At 67.2% G+C, this 20,459-nt stretch carries 16 protein-coding genes; 4 read left to right on the top strand and 12 right to left on the bottom strand.

Features of this window, described 5'->3' with window-relative positions; all coding sequences use genetic code 11:
- Positions 1–106: 106 nt before the first annotated feature.
- From MMSP_RS00665 to MMSP_RS00690, 6 genes are all read right to left on the bottom strand, one after another.
- Positions 107–625: a hypothetical protein gene (locus MMSP_RS00665; protein WP_011739319.1), complete on the bottom strand. Its 519-nt coding sequence runs from the start codon at positions 623–625 to the stop codon at positions 107–109.
- A 1-nt stretch (position 626) separates the two neighbouring features.
- The gene (locus tag MMSP_RS00670; protein ID WP_015354214.1) at positions 627–1,973 is read right to left on the bottom strand and encodes a molybdopterin-dependent oxidoreductase; all 1,347 of its coding nucleotides are present in this window, start codon (positions 1,971–1,973) and stop codon (positions 627–629) included.
- Positions 1,970–2,671, bottom strand: coding sequence for an SAM-dependent methyltransferase (locus MMSP_RS00675; protein WP_015354213.1), 702 nt, complete (start codon positions 2,669–2,671; stop codon positions 1,970–1,972). Before MMSP_RS00675 ends, MMSP_RS00670 begins: the two co-directional genes overlap by 4 nt.
- Positions 2,672–2,989: 318 nt before the next feature.
- Entirely contained in the window at positions 2,990–4,291 is a 1,302-nt protein-coding gene (locus MMSP_RS00680) for an amidohydrolase family protein (protein ID WP_020785051.1), read from the bottom strand.
- On the bottom strand, positions 4,291–5,457 hold the full coding sequence (locus MMSP_RS00685; RefSeq protein ID WP_232022732.1) for a CoA transferase: 1,167 nt from the start codon (positions 5,455–5,457) through the stop codon (positions 4,291–4,293). Before MMSP_RS00685 ends, MMSP_RS00680 begins: the two co-directional genes overlap by 1 nt.
- Before the next feature lie 68 nt (positions 5,458–5,525).
- Entirely contained in the window at positions 5,526–6,533 is a 1,008-nt protein-coding gene (locus MMSP_RS00690; protein ID WP_012392431.1) for a MaoC family dehydratase, read from the bottom strand.
- A 195-nt stretch (positions 6,534–6,728) separates the two neighbouring features.
- Here MMSP_RS00690 and MMSP_RS00695 point away from each other — a divergent pair, with 195 nt between their 5' ends.
- Positions 6,729–7,130, top strand: a complete 402-nt coding sequence (locus MMSP_RS00695; protein WP_020785053.1) for a CD225/dispanin family protein — start codon at positions 6,729–6,731, stop codon at positions 7,128–7,130.
- Between the two features lie 34 nt (positions 7,131–7,164).
- On the opposite strand, the gene MMSP_RS00700 is transcribed toward MMSP_RS00695, so the two are convergent.
- From MMSP_RS00700 to MMSP_RS00720, 5 genes are all read right to left on the bottom strand, one after another.
- Positions 7,165–8,133: an enoyl-CoA hydratase/isomerase family protein gene (locus MMSP_RS00700; RefSeq protein ID WP_020785054.1), complete on the bottom strand. Its 969-nt coding sequence runs from the start codon at positions 8,131–8,133 to the stop codon at positions 7,165–7,167.
- A gap of 2 nt (positions 8,134–8,135) precedes the next feature.
- Positions 8,136–9,659, bottom strand: a complete 1,524-nt coding sequence (fadD4, locus tag MMSP_RS00705; protein ID WP_020785055.1) for a fatty-acid--CoA ligase FadD4 — start codon at positions 9,657–9,659, stop codon at positions 8,136–8,138.
- A 9-nt stretch (positions 9,660–9,668) separates the two neighbouring features.
- On the bottom strand, positions 9,669–11,522 hold the full coding sequence (locus tag MMSP_RS00710; protein WP_020785056.1) for a phosphoenolpyruvate carboxykinase (GTP): 1,854 nt from the start codon (positions 11,520–11,522) through the stop codon (positions 9,669–9,671).
- A gap of 274 nt (positions 11,523–11,796) precedes the next feature.
- Complete coding sequence (locus MMSP_RS00715) at positions 11,797–13,275, bottom strand: hypothetical protein (protein WP_369797342.1); 1,479 nt, start codon at positions 13,273–13,275, stop codon at positions 11,797–11,799.
- Entirely contained in the window at positions 13,275–14,405 is a 1,131-nt protein-coding gene (locus MMSP_RS00720; RefSeq protein ID WP_020785058.1) for a hypothetical protein, read from the bottom strand. The genes MMSP_RS00715 and MMSP_RS00720 overlap by 1 nt, the downstream gene beginning before the upstream one ends.
- Before the next feature lie 144 nt (positions 14,406–14,549).
- Between MMSP_RS00720 and trmB the strand changes: the two genes are divergently transcribed.
- The 3 genes from trmB to MMSP_RS00735 all read left to right on the top strand — a co-directional run bounded on the left by trmB (position 14,550) and on the right by MMSP_RS00735 (position 19,149).
- A complete protein-coding gene (gene trmB / locus MMSP_RS00725) occupies positions 14,550–15,386 on the top strand; it encodes a tRNA (guanosine(46)-N7)-methyltransferase TrmB (protein WP_174524075.1) in 837 nt (278 codons plus the stop codon).
- A 37-nt stretch (positions 15,387–15,423) separates the two neighbouring features.
- A complete protein-coding gene (locus tag MMSP_RS00730; RefSeq protein ID WP_012392422.1) occupies positions 15,424–16,161 on the top strand; it encodes an NYN domain-containing protein in 738 nt (245 codons plus the stop codon).
- Positions 16,162–16,266: 105 nt separating this feature from the next.
- Entirely contained in the window at positions 16,267–19,149 is a 2,883-nt protein-coding gene (locus MMSP_RS00735) for an MMPL family transporter (protein WP_036425893.1), read from the top strand.
- A gap of 60 nt (positions 19,150–19,209) precedes the next feature.
- On the opposite strand, the gene MMSP_RS00740 is transcribed toward MMSP_RS00735, so the two are convergent.
- Positions 19,210–20,379: an AI-2E family transporter gene (locus MMSP_RS00740; RefSeq protein WP_015354200.1), complete on the bottom strand. Its 1,170-nt coding sequence runs from the start codon at positions 20,377–20,379 to the stop codon at positions 19,210–19,212.
- Positions 20,380–20,459 lie beyond the last annotated feature (80 nt).

Below are 20,459 nucleotides of genomic sequence, written 5' to 3' on the forward strand. Positions count from 1 at the left end.
AGCGTACTCCTGTTGGCCGCCACCGCACCGGCTCGCGTCCGGGTTGGGTCCGACGGCAAATGATTGCGCCCGACCGATGATTTGCCAGGGTCGCCAACCCCGCTATTCAACGGCTGAGCTGGACTTCGCTCACGCGCCGCCGATGCGCGAGCACCAGTCGGACGGCGTAGGTGGCCGCACTGAGCGCGAACATCACCGCGGTGAGCAACAGCCACCTACCCAAAAACGGCTGCTGGGTTTCGCCGGTGGCCGCGTGGTAGGTCGACGCACCTTGCTCGATGATGCCGGGCAGGAATATCAGCAGCGTCAGGGCGGACCCCATCGCCGGGATCCGCAGGTAGTTGCGGACCGAGACTTCTCGACTTCCGGAGCGGGCGCGGCCCCAGCGCACCGCAAAGATGCGATCAACCAGAGAATAGACTGGGAATGCGACGAGGTCGTGGCCGATGACGGCGGCCGCGAACCACACCGCGATCGACTGCCACCAGGTACCCGGATTCCACAGTGTGGCGATCTTGAAGGTCGCCACGATGTAGCCAACCAGCGCGAGGCCGGCGAGCATGGTCAGCAGATGCAGCGGGTGCGCGCCGTAATAGCGACCGAAGCGCCTAGTGAGTTCGCGCATCTCAACCAGCCTCGAAATTGATCGAGGCGACCCATTTGGTGTTGTGCACGCCGGGCAATGCGGGAACGATGATCCGCGCCGGATAGCCGTGATCGAGCGGCAGGTCTTCGCCGTTGACCCGCAACGCCAGCAGCGCATCCGAAGCGCCGACCTGATTGCCCTGCAGCGTCGCCTCACCAAAGGCGCCGCCGCGTTGCAGCGACGTCACCCGCGCCGACCGGGGCGCGGCCACTCCGGCCCTGCGGGCCAGCTCCGACAGTCGCACCCCGGTCCAGGTCTGAACCGTCGACCACCCTTCAACACAGGCGATCGGTAGGCGGGCGGTGTGTTGCGGCAATCCGGCCAGGGCGGCGCGGTCCAGCACGACCTCGTTGGGACCGCCACGGAGCACCAGCCGCCACGCCGGCCCCACAGCCTCGGGGGTGATTCCGGCGACCGCCGCGGTCTTGTTGACCGGGAATTCCCGGTTGCCCTGTGCGGGCCGGCCTCTTGGCAGCAGCAGGGCGATGTTGCGCAGTGGCCCGCCCAAGGTTTGGCCGACGGTCAAGACGCCGAGCAGCAGCACACCCGAACCGACCAGGGCCAGCGCTCCGCGCCTGCTCACGGTCGGTTCGGCGGGATCTTCGGACACCAGCCCCGATGCGTCGGGCGGCTCGGGGCGCGTGTCAGTCACATTGGTGCGCAAGACTTCTCGTATCGAGAATGACCGCAGTCCGGTGATCATCTTTGGCATCTTGACCGCGATATGCATGAGGAAACCGGCGATGAAGACCCAGGCGCCGAAGTAGTGGCCGTCGTAGAAGCTGAAGCCGAAGATGTAGTCGTACTGGATGTTGAGCACGCCGGTGACAATCTCGAACAGCACCCCACCGACCAGCATCAACAGCGACAGCCGCTCCAGCAGTGTGGCGATCGACCGCGCCGGCGGCCAAACAAACAATTTCGGGATCACCGACCAGAGCTTGGCCAGCACCACCGGGATCAGCACCAGACCCAGTCCTACGTGCAGGCCCTGGGTCAATCGGTACAGCCAAGACGGATGAGCGGGCCAGTCAAAACCTGGCAGGCGCAGCCAGCCGACATCGGCCGGGATCGCCTGCCCGAACTGCGGGGCATAGGCGATATAGGACAGCAATCCGGTAAGGATCACGATCGGCATTGCCACCAACAGCACCAGCCCGAACACCGAGGTCAGCCACGGTCCCCGCAGCGGGCTTCGAAACGCGGCCAATCGCCGCACCCCCGGCGGCGGGTGTCGCTCCAAGGTGCGCCACAGCCGGGCGGGAAACCCGTGGGCCGGCTCCGGTTCCAGCTCCCGCTCGGGGTCGTCTTCAGCCGGGCAGTTCACAGGGCCGCCAGGTTTGCGATCACCCGTCCGCCAAGCATCCTGACGCCGATCAGCGTCAGACCTACCTGTGCGGCCAGCATTGCGGCGCTGTCCACGCCGACCGACGCCCATCGAAACCAGGGCCCGACATCGCGCGCCGACTCCAGACGAACCCAGCGGGAGCAAACCCCGATGGTCTGGGCATCGAATTCGACCACGCACCGCCCGCCGCGGGACAACAACTCGGCGGCCCGGCCCAGGATCCGCAGCGGGTCCCCACCGAGGCCGACATTCCCGTCGACCAACAACACCGTCTGCCAACGCCCCATCCCGGGCAACGGCTCGAAAACATCGCCGAGTATCGCCGGCGCACCGCCGCGACCGGCCAATCGGATCGCGGTCACCGACCGATCGATGCCCAGCGCGGGGATTCCCCGCTGCACCAACCGGGCCACCAGCCGGCCCGGTCCACAGCCCAGCTCGATGGTCGGCCCGCTACACATCTGCGCCACGGCTTCATCGAAGTCCTCGTCGGAGGCGGCGTCTTCGTCGCCGGTGCCGACGTCACCGGAAGAAGAACCCTCGGCCGAAGCGCAACCGCGCTCGGCTGCCCCGGCCCCCAACCAACGGTGAGTCGGCAACGGGCGGAGCTCACCGTCCTCATGGCGGATCCAGCACCGCTCGCCACCTAGCGCCCGCTCGTACAGATGCCCCAGCATTTCACGCCCCTTGCATCGAGCCCGACCAGGCCGGACGTCCACGCCCGGGTAACACGCTGACAGGAACCGCTTGCGCCAGCACTTCCACCGGTACCCCGATATTTTATCGACTACACCAAGCCTGCAAGAGCTACGTAGACAAGGGGCGGAATGGTTCAGTAAGTAGGCAAATTTGGGCGCAACTCACACTTTTTGGGGCCGAAACCCAAGATCTGCTGACACATCGTTGGCGGTAGGGAAGGAATAATTGCCCGGTCCGTCGGCGACTGCGCCGTTGTACCGAACTCTGTGAGCACCGCCAGGCCGGTGCCGGCGGCGCTAGGCCGCATAGGCGACTTCGCCACCGATGATCGTCGCGCTTACCAGGCCGGCGTCCAGCTCGGTCAGTACCACCGCCGGTGTCTGTGCCAGCACGCAGAGGTCCCCGGGCTGACCGGCGGCCACGGCACGCACCCGCCCCGGCTGATCCGGCCGGCCCAAGAACATGGTCAAAGCCGCACGCGCCGTGACGCATTCATCGACGCCCAGAACGACCCCGCGAGGGGTCCTGCGATGCACCGCGGCGTGCATCGCCGCCCACGGGTCGCCGGACCCGAACGGCAGGTCGGTGGACAAGGCCACCGGCACGTTTGCATTCAACAGTGAAGCGACCCGCCACAGCTGCCCGTGCTCGGCGGCGGGGATCTCGTCGAGGTACTGATCGCCGCGCTCGGCAACGAAGTTGGGCTGCGTCACCACCGTCAGCCCGAGCCCGGCCAAGTCGGCCACCAGGTCATCGGGCACCACCGCGGCGTGCTCGATTCGATCATGCGGATGGCGGCCCACGGCGCGCACCGCCGCGATCGTCACGACCAGCTGAGCCGCGGTTACGCAGTGGATGGCAACGGGTTGTCCGGCGCCATGCGAGTCCGTGATCCAGGCCATCAGCGCTTCCAGGTCCAGGTGATCGTCACGCAGGATCTTCTTGCCGGGAGAAAGAAACCGGACCCGCGGACGAAACTCCCCGCGCTGATGCGCAACGGTGAGTGCGGCCATGTCTTCGTCGCTGAGATCCGGTGTGGCATCGGTGACTCCGGTGACCCCGGCCGCGGTGAGCCGGTCACCGAGCGCCGCGAGGTCGGTCTTGCGTCGCGGCAAAGCATCCGACCAGTCGGAGTCGGCGCTGCGCAGGCGGCCGTCGACATGACCGGCCAGCCCGATCCGGTTCAGTGCCGCCGAGTTCAGGATCCACAGCGCCCCGCTGCGATGCTGAACGCGCACGGGAAGGTGCGGCACCAGCGCATCCAGCACGGTCCGGTCCAGTGGTCCGGCAACGGATTCATGATAGCCGACGGCGCGGATCCATCCGTCCGGACCGGGCTGCGCGCTCGAAAGATGTTGCCGAAATTTCTCTTTGGAATCAACTGTGGGCGGCCCCAGAGTCAGCGAATCCAGGGCGGAGGCGGCCGAGCGCAGGTGCACATGGTGGTCGTGCAGGCCGGGCAGCACGGTTTGGCCGGCGGCGTCGAGCACCCGCTCCCCCGGCCGTGCGACCAACCCCTGACCGACTTCCTGAATGCGGGCACACACCCGGATGTCGGCCGTGGACCCATCCAGCAAGGTGGCTCGCCGAATCAGCACTAGTGCCCGTCCCTTTCGCGGACCAGCCGCCGCACCAGGTCACCGTCGGCCCCCAGCGCGGCGGCGGGTCGCGACGGCGGCGCCGGCGGTTGTGGCGGCAAGGCCCGATGCGTGGCCGCCGCGGCCCCCACGGGCAGTGCGGCATACGTCGCGGCAACGCCGGCCATGGAGACGTCGATGAGCTCACCACCCCCGCGCCGTAGCGATTCGGTGATGGCCCGGGCTGACTCCAGTCCGGCCAGCGGGTCGGCTATGGCATCCGCACAGAACACCGGGCCGTCGGCCGCGACTCCTACCAGGCCACCGGCCACGGCGGCATCATCGCCGAAAGCGGGCCGCCGGGAGTGCTCTCCATATCCGCTGATGCGTAGCCAGATTCGCCCGGGCCGCGCTGCGATGTGCTCCGGGCCGAGCCGGCGTCGCGCCAGGGCAGCGGGACGCGAACCCTCGATCACGATGTCCGCGGCCTCCAACAGCTCGCGCAGCTCTTCCGCATCGTCGTCGAAATCCAGGCAGTAGGAGAGCTTTTGCGCGTTCATCCAGTCGAAGAAGGCGCGGTTGCCGGCGCGTGTGCCGTCCGGCCGGCGCGGGCTTTCGACCTTGACCACGGTAGCTCCCGCCCGGGCCAGCAGCTGACCGCACAACGGGCCCGCCCACATGGACGACAAATCGGCAACGAGCAGACCAGCGGGGTCACGCGCGCGAGCTCGCGCTCCGGCCCGACGGATTCGGGGCGGGGCGGGGTAGGCCTCCCCCAGGGCGGAAGCCGGGATGTCGAGCAATTCGGTTCGTTTGATGATGGCGGACTTGGGACGCGTTGTGGCCCACCTCTGCAGCGATCCCCATGGGTCGTCGGGCACCTCGTCGGCCCGCAGCAGCGCGGGGACCGCATCGACATCGTCCGGGCGCGACAGTGTGATTGCGAACCAGCCGTCGGCGGCCGCGAGCAGCCGGGTGGCGCCGCCCGCCGAGACCCGGCCCCGGCGAGTCAGCCCGAGCAGACCGGCCCGCCCGGTCAGCAAGGTGGCCGCGTCGGCGGCAATCGTTTCGGCGCGTCCCAAAATGTTGGCGCGCGAAAAGTCGGGCGGCCCGCCGGGCAAACCGGTCAGGTAGGCCAGCCCACTACTTCCCCACTTGCTGGCCCAGCGGGATGGCACCGCACTCACACCACCATGTTGCTCGCAGTCCAGGCCGGTGCCACCGGAATCGCCGGTAAACAAGCCCGGGAGTTCAGCTAGTACTGCAGTGCGGTGAACCGCCAGTCCAGCACCTGGCGGTCGGGCTCCGAGTCGCCGACGGCGTAGACCAGCGAACGCAGGCCAAGCACGCCCCCGTTGGCGGTCGGCTCCGCCGACTCGACGTGCAACTCGCTGTAGAGGGTGTCGCCCTCCCGTACCGGCCCGGTGTGGTCGCAGTGCTCCCACCCCAGCACCGTGACCAGGTTGGGCATCAGTCGGCTCGCCTGCGCCAAGGCCAGGCCGATGGTGTGCCCGCCGTAGACCAGCCGCTGCCCAGCCACCCGCGAATCATGATGTGTGGCAGCAATGTTGAGCGTGAGTCGGGCGAGCTCGGGCGCGCTGCTGACCAGATCTCCGGTGCTGTGCATGACCTTGCCCGCAATGCCGGCGTCAAAATGGGGCCCCGGGACCCGGGTGCGGTAGGCCTCGGCATCCCAGTGCGCCGTCGGATCGATCGCGGGTGGCTTCGCGTCGGCGCCGATGCCCGACAGGTCGTCGTCGGCGGCGCCGGCGGGATCCCAGTCCGCGCTGGCCGGCAGCATCGCGCAGCGATAGAAGTCGAGCACCAGCCGATCGGCCTGGTCGATGGTGGTCATCCGCAGCGCGGCCATTCCGGTCGGCGCCCGGCCCGGCTTGGCCGTGTTGGCCCGGAGCGCCACAACCTCGGTGCGGGTGTAGATGGTGTCTCCGATCAGCGGGTACCGATGAAAGGTCAGCCCGCGGTAGAACAGGTTGGCTTTGACCCGCTGGGTGACCAGGGTGGACTGCCCGATCGCCGCGTTGCACACCAACCCCGGATGCGCCAGCGCCGCCGGTGCGCCGGTTACCGCGCCACACAGGCTGCTGTCCAGGGCCAGCCGCAGCCGGTCCCCCAGAATCGCCTGATGGGCGGCCGCCAGGCCGGCCGACAGGGTCAACGCCGGCGCCCAGTCGAACACCTGACCCACGGACAAGTCGTCAAAGTAGGGCCCGCCCTCACGGATGCCCATGTACCCAGTATGCACAACGCCACATGCTGGCAGGCTGTCGAACCGAGGGTCAATACGGAGGGCAATAACGGTGGACAACCAACGGGCAGACAGTCAGCTTGATGCACCGCAGCGCCCGTGCGGTATATTTGCTGCCTGACTTCGCCCACCAGCAAAGCGGCGCGGCACAACACTGTTGGACCACAGGTAACCCGAGGGAAGGCAGCCGCCATGAGTTATCCGCCAGGGCCCTGCGGAGGTTCCCCAGAGTCGCAGAGTCAGCAGCCGGGCTGGCAGCCACCGCAACCCGGCTGGCCGGCCCAGCAGCCGGGCTACGCACCGGAGCCGGACAATTACCTCATCTGGGCGATCTTGACCACGCTGTTTTGTTGCCTGCCCCTTGGGATCGTCTCGATCGTCTACTCCTCCAAGGTTTCCGGCTTGTGGGCGCAAGGGCGCTACGCCGAGGCGCAGGCCGCCTCCGCCAGCGCCAAGAAGTGGGCCATCATCAGCGCAATCGGCGGAGTGGTGGTCGCGGTGGCCTTTGCGGTGATTTACATCGCCCTTATCCTGGTGGCGGTTTCGGTGGACCACAACACTCCCTCCACCATCACCACGTATTCCGACTTCTGATCAACACGGCTAGGCGGCAGCCACCTTTGGTGGGCTAGTCGCCGGTGACCGCGATCGAGTCGACCAACCCCCAGTCCCGTGCGGTGCCGGCGTCAATGGTTCGCCCGGAAAGCACCAGATATGCGGTGCGCCAGCGTCCGATTCGACGCGTCACGCTGACGGTGCCGCCGGCACCGGGGATCAGTCCCAGACTCAGTTCCGGTAGGCCGAATACCGAATCCGGATGCGCCTGCACCCACCCACAGAACGCGGCCATTTCCAGGCCACTACCCAGCACCCGGCCATGCACTTCGGCGCGACAGGCCCGGCCCAGCCGGGCGGTGAGCGCAGCCAGCGCCAGCGCCGGGCTGTGCCTGGTGCGCGCCAGATCAGCGCTGGCGGGATCGGCGAAGGTACCGAACTCGGCCAGATCGCCGCCACTACAGAACGATGGACCGTTGCCGCTCAACACGATCCCGCTCACCGAGGGGTCCAGCTGGGCTACGGTCAGCGCTTCCAGCAGCGCGGCCCGCGCATCGCCGGAAAATGCGTTGTGCCGTTGGGGCCGATTGAATCTGATTCTCAGGGTGTCATCGTCGCGCTCGGTCTGCACGGGATCGGCGATGTCGGGCAGGTCAGCGGGTCCGCGTTCGTCGAGCCAGCGAGCGAACTCCGGCCCGGCCTGCAATGTCGAATAGGCCAGCGATTCGGTCAGCACGCCGGCCAGTGTCGGGCCATCGGGATCTATCGTGCGCAGCACGTCGTCGCAGACGGCGCTGGCCTGCGGCCACCGTTGGCACCGCTGCCTTAGCTCGGCCAGAGTCTGTGACACCGACTCCACGGTGATCACCCTGCGGTCGGCACACGGGCCTTCGGCCAAGGTGAAAGTTGCGGCACTCAAACATGGTTCGGCTTCGGCGAGCTCGCTGGCCCAGCCGTGCGCCACGGTCACCCCCGGAGCCGAGATTTCGCCTGCGGCACGGGTGGCATCCGGGGCACGTGAGAGGTCAACCACACCGAACATGGTTATCCCGAATACTTTTCGATCAGTCCGTTCTTGTAGAGCTTGCCGGTGTCGGTGCGGGGCAGCTGCGCCTCGAAGGCAACCGATCGCGGACACTTGAAGTGCGACTGACGATCTCGCAGCCATTCCATGAGTTCGTCACCGAACTGGCTGGTCGCATCGGTCGGGTCGACGGTCTGCACGACGGCCATCACGCGCTGGCCCATCTCGTCGTCGGGTACGCCGAACACCGCCGCATCCATGACCTTGGGATGGGACACCAAGATGTTTTCGGCTTCCTGCGGGTAGATGTTGACCCCGCCGGAGATGATCATGTGGTGGCGGCGATCGGTCAGGAACAGGTACCCCTGGTCATCCAGGTAGCCGACGTCGCCCACCGTCACCCAACCATGCTTGTCGCGGGAGGCGGCGGTTTTCGACGGATCGTTGAGGTACTCGAAGGAATAGCCGCCTTCGAAGTAGATTTCGCCGGCCTGGCCCGGCGGCAGCTCGACGCCGTCGGCGCCGAGGATGTGCACGCCACCTTGCATGGGTTTGCCGACCGAACCCGGGTGCTCGAGCCAGTCTTCGGCGGTGATCAATGTCGAGCCGATCGCCTCCGAAGAGGCGTAGTACTCGTCGATGATCGGCCCCCACCAGTCCATCATCTGTTTCTTGATCTCAACAGGACACGGGGCGGCGGCGTGCATGACTCGCTTCAGACTGGATACGTCATACGAATTACGAATGCTCTCAGGAAGTTTCAGCATCCGAGTGAACATGGCCGGCACAAACTGTGCGTGCGTTACCCGGTGGCGCTGGATCGCCTCGAGCGCCCCCTCGGGGTCGAACTTCTCCAGCACGACCGTGGTGATTCCGCCGGCCTGCGCACTCATCGACCACACCGACGGCGCGGTGTGATAGAGCGGCGCCGGGCTCAGATAGATCGAGTCGGCGTCCATCCAATAGCCAACCAGGGCCAACATCATCCCGGGCGCAGCATCCGGGGCAACGTGGAGTAGTTCGCGCTTGATTCCCTTGGGCCGTCCGGTGGTTCCCGACGAATACTGCAGCAGGTCACCCTCGAGCTCGTCGTCGATCGCAGTGTCGGGTTGATCGGCCACGCATTGCGGATAGGGCTCCCAGCCGGTCAGGCAGCCTTCGGGCCCGGCCAGGATCAGCAGCTCGGGCGGGCCCGCCCGAAGATGTTCGCCCAGACCGGCACAGGTATCGCGCAGCGCCGCCGAACCGACGATGGCCTTGGCACCGCTGTTCTCGATGATGTAGGCGGCTTCGGCCGCGGTCAGATGGGTATTGATGGGTACGTAATACAACCCGCTACGTCGAGCCGCCCACATGACCGCGTGGATGTGCTCGTTGTTTTCCATCAGGATGGCCACGGCGTCGCCCTCGCGCAGTCCCGCGCGGCGAAACCGATGCGCCAGCCGGTTGGCCCGCGCTTCCAGTTCGTCGAAACTGACTACCGTCCCCGACGGATGCAGAATGACTGCAGGCTTATCCGCCCCGACGTGCTGGCGAATCTGCATGCTGCGACGTCATTCGGCGTCGCGCAGCCGCTCCTTGAGCGCGTCGAACTCGTCCTTGATGCCGGTCGGCAGCTTCTCACCGATGAACTGCAACCACTCCTCGATAAGAGGGAGCTCTTCGCGCCACTCTTGGGCGTTGACCGCGAGCGCTTCACTCACGTCGGCGGGGTTGGCGTCCAGCCCCTCCAGGTCCAGGTCCTCGACGGTGGGAACGGTACCGATCGGTGTGGTCTTACCGCCGGCCTTGTGCTCGATGCGATCGACGATCCACTTCATCACGCGGCTGTTCTCGCCGAAGCCGGGCCACAGGAAGCGGTGGTCTTCGCCACGACGGAACCAGTTGACGAAGAAGACCTGCGGCAACTTGGACTCGTCGGAGTTCTTGCCGATGTCGATCCAGTGCTGGACGTAGTCGCCGACGTTGTAGCCCATGAACGGCAGCATGGCCATGGGGTCGCGCCGCACGTTGCCGACCTTGCCCTCGGCGGCGGCGGTCTGCTCGCTGCCCAGGGTGGCGCCGATGAACACACCGTGCTGCCAATCGCGTGCCTGGGTGACCAACGGAACGGTGGTCTTGCGGCGGCCGCCGAACAGGATGGCCGAAATCGGCACGCCCTGGGGGTCATCCCACTCGGGGGCCAGGATCGGGCATTGCGACATCGGGGTGCAGTACCGCGAGTTCGGGTGCGCGGCCGTGGTCTCGGTCTCGGTCTCGGTCTCGGTCTCGGTCTCGCGGAAGTACCATTCGTTGCCCTTCCAGTCGACCAGGTGCTGGGGGTCGCCCTCCAGACCTTCCCACCAGACCTCGCCGTCGTCGGTCAGCGCGACGTTGGTGAACACCGTGTTGCCCGCGGCGATGGTGCGCATGGCGTTGGGGTTGGACTTCCAGTTGGTGCCCGGGGCCACCCCGAAGAAACCGAACTCCGGGTTCACCGCGTACAAGCGGCCGTCCTTGCCGAACCGCATCCAGGCGATGTCGTCGCCGAGGGTTTCGGCGCGCCAGCCCGGGATGGTGGGCTGCAGCATCGCCAGGTTGGTCTTGCCGCAGGCCGACGGGAACGCCGCCGCAATGTAGTACGCCTTGTTCTCGGGCGAAATCAGCTTGAGGATCAGCATGTGCTCGGCCAGCCAGCCCTCGTCACGAGCCATCGCCGAGGCGATCCGCAGTGAGTAGCACTTCTTGCCCAGCAGCGCGTTACCGCCGTAGCCGGAGCCGTAGCTCCAGATTTCCCGGGTCTCGGGGAAGTGGGTGATGTACTTGGTGTCGCTGCAGGGCCACGGCACGTCCGCATGACCGTCTTCCAGCGGCGCGCCGACCGAGTGCAGTGCCTTGACGAAAAAGCCGTCCTGACCCATCTTCTCCAGCGCGGCGGTGCCCATGCGGGTCATCACCTTCATCGAAACCACGACGTATTCGGAGTCGGTGATCTCCACCCCAAGCTTGGGGTCCTCCGCACCCAGCGGACCCATGCAGAACGGCACCACGTACATGGTGCGGCCACGCATGCAACCGCGGTACAGGTCGGTCATGAGCGTGCGCATCTCGCTCGGGTCCATCCAGTTGTTGGTGGGGCCGGCGTCGATCTCGCGCTCGGAACAGATGAAGGTGCGTGATTCCACCCGCGCGACGTCGGAGGGATCAGACAAAGCTAGGTAGGAGTTCGGGAATTTCTCGTCGTTGAGCCGGGTGAAGGTACCGGCGTCGACCAGTTGCGCGGAGAGCCGATGAAACTCCTCGTCGGAACCGTCAGCGAAAACAACCCGGTCGGGCTGGGTCAGTTCGGCGACCTCCTGCACCCAGGACAGCAGCCCCTGGCGATTAGTCGGCGCGGTGTCCAGACCGGGGATGGTCGCTGAGGTCATCGAACTCTCCTGGATTCTGTTACTTCGGTTCTTTGGTTTACTTACTTGCCATCGACTTCTTGGGATGCGATAGGTCTGCTCAAGCTTTTGCCGGCACGACTTTCGACCCGGTAGTGCTTTCATACAGGTTATCGCGCATCACTTGTGGGGGAAGCCGTGGGCGGGTATAAGCCTCCTCACAAGACCGATTCAGAAAGCCTCACTAACTCCCGAAATCGCGGCCATTTGCCTCAGAATGTCGCGGAAGCCCGGCCCCACCACCGGCCGTGGCGGTTCACGGCGTAGCGGTACCCGATGATGTACCCGATTCGCCCAGTTCCGCACACACCGCCTCGAGCGCGGCCCGGATTGTCGGCATCTCGCGGTCGCGTCGCGCGGCGGCACGAGCCGCCGCCCTGGCATGCTCACGCAACTCGCTGTCGATGGCGCTGACCTGCGCGGCCGCCCGCGCGTTCGCGGCCTCGTCGCTGCCCCAGAGTGCGGTGGCCAACAGTGTTTCGGCGGCAAGCACCCGGCTGGCGACCAGTTGCTCCAGCGTGCAGCCCAGCGACGACAACACGTCAGCGGTCCAGCGTTCCAACACCGCACGGTCGGCGAGCAGGGCACGGGTGCGCACCACCCATAGGGCCACGGCCAGGCCCACCACGACACACCCGAGGATTCCGGCCAGGGTCAGCCCCAGATCCAGGCCCGGAGCCAACCCGGCCAGCAGCCGGCTCAGCGTGAGCGCCACACCGAGTCCAAAACCGACACCCAAGACCATCATCAACCGCGTTTCCAGCCGCCGCGACGCCAACGGCGGGGCGGGCATCGCAACGGCCGGCAGCGGGTCGGCAGGCGGGAAGTCCACCGGCAAACTCATCTCTCGCGAGACGTCGACAAGCTGGGCGGTGATGCCATCGCCCACCTCGGTGACAATCTCGTCGATCCGGCCCCGGGCATAGCTCTGGAAATCGGCCAGCCGCCGCCGGGCCAGCCCCGCGATGTCCTCCTGCAGTTCGGTGCGCACCGACGCACAGCGGCTGCGCGCGAAATAGCACAACTGGACCCGCGCCTGCTGGATCTGACCGCGCAGCGCGATGGTGCGCCCGGTCCGGTCCTGACGCCGCCGCTGCAGGACAGAGCCGCGCTCTTCCCGCAATCCGTCCACGCGCGCCCGCCTGCCGGCACCCGCGGCGTCGCGGTTGAAGCGCTGCCCGGCCAGCAGCAGCCCGGCGTGCCAGGCGCGCAGCCTGTTGCGCCGGGCGATATCGGGGGCCGCCAGCTCGGTTCGCACGGTCGCCACCAGGTCGTCCACTCCCGGTGGGCCCAGCTGTGGCGCGGCGGCGACGCCCACCCAGGGCACCGCGCCGTAGCGCGGCGCGTGGGCGGCGAGCTTGGCGCGGTTCGCCGCCAGCACCTCCCGCCAGGTGCGGTGCAGGTCGATCTTCGTCACCGCGGCGATCACCACATCGGTGTGACCGGCGGCGGCATCCAGCAATGCGCAGTCGGATTCGGTCATCGGAGTCGCCGCGGACACCACGAACACCACCACTGTCGGCACAGCACCGGCTCCCAGCCGCGGCGATTCAACAAATCTGTGCTGTGGCAACCGCCGCCGCAATGCCGTGATCACACTGCCCGTCCCGGCCAGCCACGGACCGGTCACCAGCACCACATCGCGCCGGTTGATCGACGGCGCACCCAGCTTCGGCCCGATCGCTAGGACCAGCTCGTCAACCCGGGCCACCGCCTCGTGGTGGGCGCTGCCGATCACCGCGGCCGCCCGCCCTCCGGCGGACCCGCGCACGCCAGCGATCCCGCGGCCCGGGACCAGAGCCGCAGCGATCCCCTGACGATGTCGGCACCGCACCAACGCCGTAGGTCACTGTCCGGGCTCTCAGCGGCGGGGCCGCGCTGAGACCGGTGGCGCCGCCAGCGCAGCGCCCGCTGCAGCTGGGCGCCCGGATCGTCAGGGGGCACGGCCGCACCAAAGGGGTCGAGCCCCCACGTGGACGCCGCATCCAGGGCGGCCGACATGCGGGCCAGCACGGCGGCCTCACCGGCCAGGAACTCGCTGACTTGCTCGTCCGCCACGGCCAGGACCTCGAGTGCGGCGACTGCCTCGAGTACCCGGCCGTAGCGCACACCGGCACCGGCGGCGACCGCGTTCGCGACGACGGCATCGATTCCGCTGATCTTGCGCAACAACGCCCGTACCTGCGTCCGGGCCGCACCGCGCCGCAACGCTTCGATGGCGATCGCGACCCCGAACAGATCGAGTGACTCCAGCAATCGCAGCCGTTGCCCGGTGGGCACCCCAAGATCCGCGGACAGAAAGCCGGCATGGGAGCCATCGAGGGCGGCACCGGCCGCTGGATGGGCGGCCAGCGCGCGCAAGGCGCACCAGGACCGCTCATCGAGATCGTCGAGCGCGGCCACTGCCAACAGTGCGCTGATCGGCTCCACCGGCACGCCGGCCAGCGTCGACAAGAGCTCGCACCGCTGCAGCGCCCCGGCCATCGGCCCGGCACCCGCGAATCCGACGACATCGGTCTTGTCGGCCATGGTCAGGACCGCAAGCACCGGACGCTCGGTCGGCTCGAGCACGGCGATCCCTGCGCGATCCTCGGGCTTGACCACTTCGGCAAGGGCGTAGACCACCACGTCGGCGGGGTCGCCGCCGGACGTCGCAGCCAGCCCCGCTGCGCTTCCCGCGCCGTCCAATGCCCGCGCCAGCGTGTTGCGGCCGACCCCGCGTCGTCCCCGCACGGCCACCCGTAAAGGTCGCGCGGCCCGCTCCGCGATCGCGCGAATACGCTGGTCAGCGGTGCTGGCGGCGAGACAGGTGAGCTCATCGACAAAAGCTTGATGCCCCGTCTGCATCGCAACCATCACCCCCATGGCATCCTCCTCGCGGCCACTCGCATGGTGACAGTTGCGGCGCGACGGCGCGAGTCACAACTAGTTAGAGATGTGCCGGCCGCTACCACCCGAAGACAACTGTTGGGTATCAATCTGGACCAGGAGCGGCTACGGCCGGGCTTCATGCGCCACGATGGACCAATGCATGTCCAGCCCGGGGTGGGGCTCCAGTCCGACACGTCGTCTTCGACCGGCACGGGGTCAGGCCCGGCGGACGAGCCAGAGGCCGAGAAGAGCGCGTGGGGCTATCTTCCCCCGACCGCCTTTCGTTCGCGCCATTCGGCACTGTCGAGCATCCAGCAGCAGACCTGGGAGCGGCGATGGCCGCAGCTGGGCCGGCAGGCAACGGCACACTCCCAGCCATCGGCACGCGGCCATGAGCCCATCGACCCCATCGACGCCCGGGCCTGGTTCGGCCGGGAGGCACCGGTGGTGCTGGAAATCGGCTGCGGCAGCGGCACCTCGACGCTGGCGATGGCGCAGGCCGAGCCCAACGTCGATGTGATCGCGGTGGAGGTCTATCGCCGGGGGCTGGCGCAACTGCTCTGCGCGATCGACCGGGCGGACCTGCAGCGAATCAACATCCGGTTGATCCGCGGTAACGGGATCGACGTGCTGCGCGATCTGATCGCCCCGGAATCCTTGACCGGAGTGCGCGTCTTCTTCCCCGATCCCTGGCCCAAGGCGCGCCATCACAAGCGCCGGCTGATACAGCCCAGCACGGTTGCCCTGATCGCCGACCGGCTACTCCCTGGAGGTGTTTTTCACGCGGCAACCGACCATCCCGGCTACGCCGAGCACATCATCGCCGCCGGCGATGCCGAGCCAGCGCTGGCACGAGTGGATCCGGGCGTCGATTCGCTTCCCGTCTCGGTGGTCCGTCCGACCACCAAGTACGAGATGAAAGCCCATAACGCGGGCAGCAGCATTAACGAGTTGATATGGAAAAAGCAGCGTTAGACGTGGCCGATAGGGAAACCTGAAATTAGATGAGCAAATGAGCCTGACCGAAGATGTGACCACACAAGGGTCCGATCCTGTGGCGGAGCCGCCGATGGTGGCCGGAGATTTGTCGCGCGACGGCCTGTCCGGCTCCGCGGCGCCGGCGGGCCGGGTCCTGTTGGTGTGGGATGCCCCGAACCTGGACATGGGGCTGGGTTCCATCCTCGGGCGACGGCCGACTGCGCTGGAAAGACCCCGGTTCGACGCACTCGGGCGCTGGTTGTTGGCCCGCACGACGCAGGTGTCCGCCACGGCACCGGACGGCCCGGACGTCAGGGTCGAACCCGAAGCAACCGTCTTCACCAATATCGCGCCCGGGAGCGCCGAAGTGGTTCGCCCATGGGTGGACGCGCTACGCAACGTCGGATTCGCGGTCTTCGCCAAGCCCAAGATCGACGAGGACAGCGACGTCGACCGTGACATGCTCGAGCACATCGATCAGCGGTACCGGGAGGGACTCGCGGCGCTGGTAGTTGCCTCCGCGGATGGCCAGGCATTCCGGCAGCCGCTGGAAAAGATTTCGCGAGCCGGAACCCCTGTTCAGGTGCTCGGATTTCGTGAACACGCCAGTTGGGCGCTAGCGTCGGATACCTTAGAGTTTGTCGACCTGGAGGACATTGCTGGTGTTTTCCGCGAGCCGCTCCCGCGAATCGGCCTCGATTCGCTGCCTGAGCAGGGAGCTTGGCTGCAGCCGTTCCGGCCGCTGTCCTCGCTGCTGAACTCGCGGGCGTGAGAATCTCGTGTGTGTGAAAAGGCCACGTCTCACCGACAATCGAAAAGCGCTGCGAAGCAAAGCAGAGCAATGCGCGGGTCGTTAACGATCCAGTAAGGAGCTCACGTGTTCGCCTGGTGGGGTCGAACTGTGTACCGCTACCGATTCATCGTAATCGGTGTCACGGTGGCACTATGCCTCGGCGGCGGCGTCTTCGGGCTGAGCCTGGGTAAGCACGTCACGCAGAGTGGTTTCTACGACGAGGGCAGTCAATCTGTGACGGCCTCGATCCTTGGCGACGAGGTCTACGGCCGCGACCGAACCGGCCACATCGTCGCGGTCTTCAAGGCCCCGGACGGCAAAACCGTCAATGACCCGGCGTGGTCGAAGAAAATCACCGACCAGCTGAACCAGTTTGTGAAAGACCACCCTGATCAGGTGCTGGGTTGGGCCGGCTACCTCAGGGCACCGGACAGCACCAGCCCGGTCATCAAGGGCATGGCCACCGATGACAAGAAGTACACGTTCGTCTCCATCCCACTCAAGGGCGACGACGACGACACCATCCTCAACAACTACAAGGACATCGCGCCGTCGCTGCAGAAGCTCGACGGCGGCACGGTCCAGCTCGCCGGCCTCGAGCCGGTGGCCGAGGGGTTGACCGGCACCATCGCCACCGACCAGCGCCGGATGGAAGTGCTGGCCCTGCCGTTGGTGGCCGTGGTGCTGTTCCTGGTCTTCGGTGGCGCGGTGGCGGCCTGCCTCCCGGTGATGGTGGGCGGGCTGAGCATCGCGGGCGCCCTGGGCATCCTGCGGCTGGTGGCGGTGTTCGGGCCGGTGCACTTCTTCGCCCAACCCGTCGTCTCCCTGATCGGTCTGGGTATCGCGGTGGACTACGGGCTGTTCGTGGTCAGCCGGTTCCGAGAAGAGATCGCCGAAGGCTATGACACCGAGACGGCGGTACGCCGAACGGTGATGACGGCCGGGCGCACGGTGGCCTTTTCCGCGGTCCTGATCATGGCCTCGGGGGCGAGCCTGCTGATGTTGCCCCAGGGCTTCGTGAAATCGCTGACCTACGCCCTGCTAGCCGCGGTCGGCCTGGCCGCCCTGCTGTCGATCACACTGCTGCCCGCGTGCCTGGGCGTGCTGGGCAGGCACGTCGACGCGCTCGGCGTCCGGACCGCGTTCCGGGTGCCGTTCCTGCGGAACTGGAAGGTGTCGCGGGCCTACCTGAACTGGCTGGCCGACCGGCTGCAGAAGACCAAGACCCGCGAAGAGGTCGAGGCCGGCTTCTGGGGCAACCTCACCAACCGGGTGATGCGCCGCCCGCTGGTGTTCGCCATCCCGATCGTCCTCGGCATGATCCTGCTGGTCATCCCGCTGTTCAACCTGTCGCTGGGCGGCATGAGCGAGAAGTATCTGCCACCCAACAATGCGGTGCGCCAGTCGCAGGAACACTTCGACCAACTCTTCCCGGGATACCGCACCAATCCGCTGACCCTGGTGATCAAATCGACCAACAATCAGCCGGTCACCGACCAGCAGATTGCCGATATTCGCAGCAAGGCGATGTCGATCAGCGGGTTCATCGACCAGGACAACGACGCGGACAGTATGTGGCAGGAGCGCAGCTATGCGCCCGGTGGATCCAAGGATCCGTCGGTCCGGGTCCTACAGAACGGGTTGATCAACCCGGGTGACGCGCCCACCAAACTCGCGGAGCTACGCGCGATCACACCTCCCAAGGGCCTCGAGATATTTGTCGGCGGGACCCCGGCGCTGGAACAGGATTCGATTCACAGCCTGTTCGAGAACATGCCGGCGATGCTGGTCATCCTGCTCACGACCACCACGCTGTTGATGTTCCTGGCGTTCGGTTCGGTGGTGCTGCCAATCAAGGCGGCGGTGATGAGCGCGCTGACGCTCGGGTCCACGATGGGCATCCTGACCTGGATCTTCGTCGACGGACACGGGTCGAGCGTACTGAACTTCACCGCCACCCCGCTGACCGCGCCCGTCATCGCGCTGGTGGTGGCGGTCGGATACGGCCTCGCCACCGACTATGAGGTGTTCTTGGTATCCCGCATGGTCGAGGCGCGCGAAAACGGCATGTCGACTCAGGAGGCGATCCGGATCGGCACGGCAACCACCGGTCGCCTCATCACCGCGGCCGCACTGGTGCTCGCCGTGGTCGCCGGCTCGTTCGTGTTCTCCGACCTGGTGATGATGAAGTATCTGGCGTTCGGGCTGGTGGCGGCGTTGCTGCTGGATGCGACCGTGGTCCGGATGTTCCTGGTGCCGTCGGTGATGAAATTGCTCGGCGATGATTGTTGGTGGGCGCCGCGCTGGATGCGCCGCCTGCAGACCCGCATCGGGCTCGGCGAGATCCAGTTGCCCGACGAGCGGAAGCGCCCGGCCAACAACGGCAGCGCCCGCCCACCCGTCAAGGCCGCCCTGGCCGCGGCCACGGCCCGCGCACCGCATGACCCCACCCACCCGTCGGCCCCCGAGGCGGCTCGGCCGTCCCGTTCGGGCGGGCCCGCGCGAACTGAGCTCGGGTCGGCCCAGAGCGGTCCGTCCAGCGCCGGCACCAAAGAGATCCAGACCAGGGCCAGCCAGCCAAGCGACCCCCCGACCACCCGGCTCACGGCACCGGGGGCGCCACCCGCTCGCGGATCCAGCAATCCGGCTCCACCGGCGCAGACCCGGCCCACCACGCCGGCGCCTCCCGCACCGGCCCCGCCGCCGGCGCCATCCGCCGGTCAGACGCGAGCCATGCAGATTCCGACAAACCGTTCCAGCGACACCGGCGGCGACCCGGCCGATCCAACGGCCGCGCTACCGATCCAGCGCCCGGAAGGGACCGACACGGAGGCCGCCACCGAGCAGCTGAATGCGCGCGGTGGGCAACCAGACGGCGGCGAGAATCCGCGGCCACGCCGCCGCGGAGCGGGCGGGGCCGGCGGGCTCAGCGCCCAGGATCTGCTGCGTCGTGAGGGACGCCTGTAGCAACGCCCCGGCGCCCGCAACCGGGCGCTGCGGGTACGGCCAGCGGTTCTACGCGACCGCCTAAGCGCGAGTTTGGTCAGCGCCGGCTTCGGCCTCAGTACCCTCGTCGGGCTCGTCGGGTTGCGCCGCGATGAGGGCCAGCGGATCCTGGTCCTGCTGCTGCGCTTCCGCGATCGGATCCTCGGCCAACAACACCCGCATCGCATTGTTGAGGAATGCGACGGTGGGGACCGCCAGCAAAGCACCGACGATCCCGGCCAGCACGCCGCCGGTGGAAATGGCCAGCACCACACCCAGCGGGTGAATCGAGACCGCGCGGCCCATGACCAAGGGCTGAAGCAAATGCGCCTCGAGTTGATTGACGGCAATCAGCAAGGCCAGTGTGAGCAGGGCATACACCAGCCCCTTGGCCAGCAAGGCAACCACCACCGCCAGCAAGCCGGAGATCAACGCACCGATCAGCGGGATGAACGCGCCCAGGAACACGATGGAGGCCAGCGGCAGGGCGAGCGGAACACCCATAACCGCCAACCCTGTCCCCACGCCGGCCGCGTCGGTCAGGGCCACCAGGAAGGTGGCCCGCACATACCCGATCAGTGACCCATAGCCCGCGCGTCCGGCCGCCATCGCGCGGTCACGGACATGGGCCGGGATGATCTTGGCGACGTACTGCCAAATGTTGCGGCCGCCGTAGAGGAAAAAAATCAGCGTGAACAACACCAGCACCGCGGCGGTCAGCAGTTCGGTGATGGTGGCCGCGGTGGAGATCGCGCCGCTGGTCAACTTCGCCTGGTTGTTGTGCAGCGCTTCGATCGCGGCGTTGCCCGCGTTGTCTATCTGTTCACGGCGCAGGTGCGGCGGCCCCTCGATCAGCCATTTGCGGCTGGAGTCGATGCTGTGCTCCACCTGGTAGGCCAGATCGGGCAGACCAACGATGAACTGGCTGATGACGAACGTCAGGATGCCGCCGAGGATGGAAAACCCGCCCAGCAAGACCAGCGACACCGCGGCACCACGTGGCAGCCCCCTGGCGTCCAGCCAGTCCACCACCGGCACCAGCAATGCGCTGAGCATCAGCGCCAGCAGCACCGGCACGACAATGATTTCGAGCTTCTTGATCACCAGCAAGAGGGCCACCAGAGCGGCCAGGATGACAAGTAAGCGCCACGACCAGGCCGCCGTCTTGCGGACCAGCGGGGCTACCGAGGCATCGTCGAGGCTCGCCGACATCCGGCAAGCCTAACCGGGCGCCGGACCCGGCTCTCCCGCAAATTCCCCCGAGCTGATCGCGGGCGCCCGCGGCGCTTCGG

This window comes from Mycobacterium sp. 012931 (assembly GCF_000419295.1).
Classification (GTDB): Bacteria; Actinomycetota; Actinomycetes; order Mycobacteriales; family Mycobacteriaceae; genus Mycobacterium; species Mycobacterium marinum.

What these genes read in the sequence shown, in the direction of transcription:
- MMSP_RS00665 (WP_011739319.1), bottom strand. Translation starts at nt 625, where the DNA reads ATGCGCGAACTCACTAGGCGCTTCGGTCGCTATTACGGCGCGCACCCG.
- MMSP_RS00675 (WP_015354213.1), bottom strand. Translation starts at nt 2,671, where the DNA reads ATGCTGGGGCATCTGTACGAGCGGGCGCTAGGTGGCGAGCGGTGCTGG.
- MMSP_RS00695 (WP_020785053.1), top strand. Translation starts at nt 6,729, where the DNA reads ATGAGTTATCCGCCAGGGCCCTGCGGAGGTTCCCCAGAGTCGCAGAGT.
- MMSP_RS00700 (WP_020785054.1), bottom strand. Translation starts at nt 8,133, where the DNA reads ATGTTCGGTGTGGTTGACCTCTCACGTGCCCCGGATGCCACCCGTGCC.
- fadD4 (WP_020785055.1), bottom strand. Translation starts at nt 9,659, where the DNA reads ATGCAGATTCGCCAGCACGTCGGGGCGGATAAGCCTGCAGTCATTCTG.
- MMSP_RS00710 (WP_020785056.1), bottom strand. Translation starts at nt 11,522, where the DNA reads ATGACCTCAGCGACCATCCCCGGTCTGGACACCGCGCCGACTAATCGC.
- MMSP_RS00720 (WP_020785058.1), bottom strand. Translation starts at nt 14,405, where the DNA reads ATGGGGGTGATGGTTGCGATGCAGACGGGGCATCAAGCTTTTGTCGAT.
- trmB (WP_174524075.1), top strand. Translation starts at nt 14,550, where the DNA reads ATGCGCCACGATGGACCAATGCATGTCCAGCCCGGGGTGGGGCTCCAG.
- MMSP_RS00730 (WP_012392422.1), top strand. Translation starts at nt 15,424, where the DNA reads ATGAGCCTGACCGAAGATGTGACCACACAAGGGTCCGATCCTGTGGCG.
- MMSP_RS00740 (WP_015354200.1), bottom strand. Translation starts at nt 20,379, where the DNA reads ATGTCGGCGAGCCTCGACGATGCCTCGGTAGCCCCGCTGGTCCGCAAG.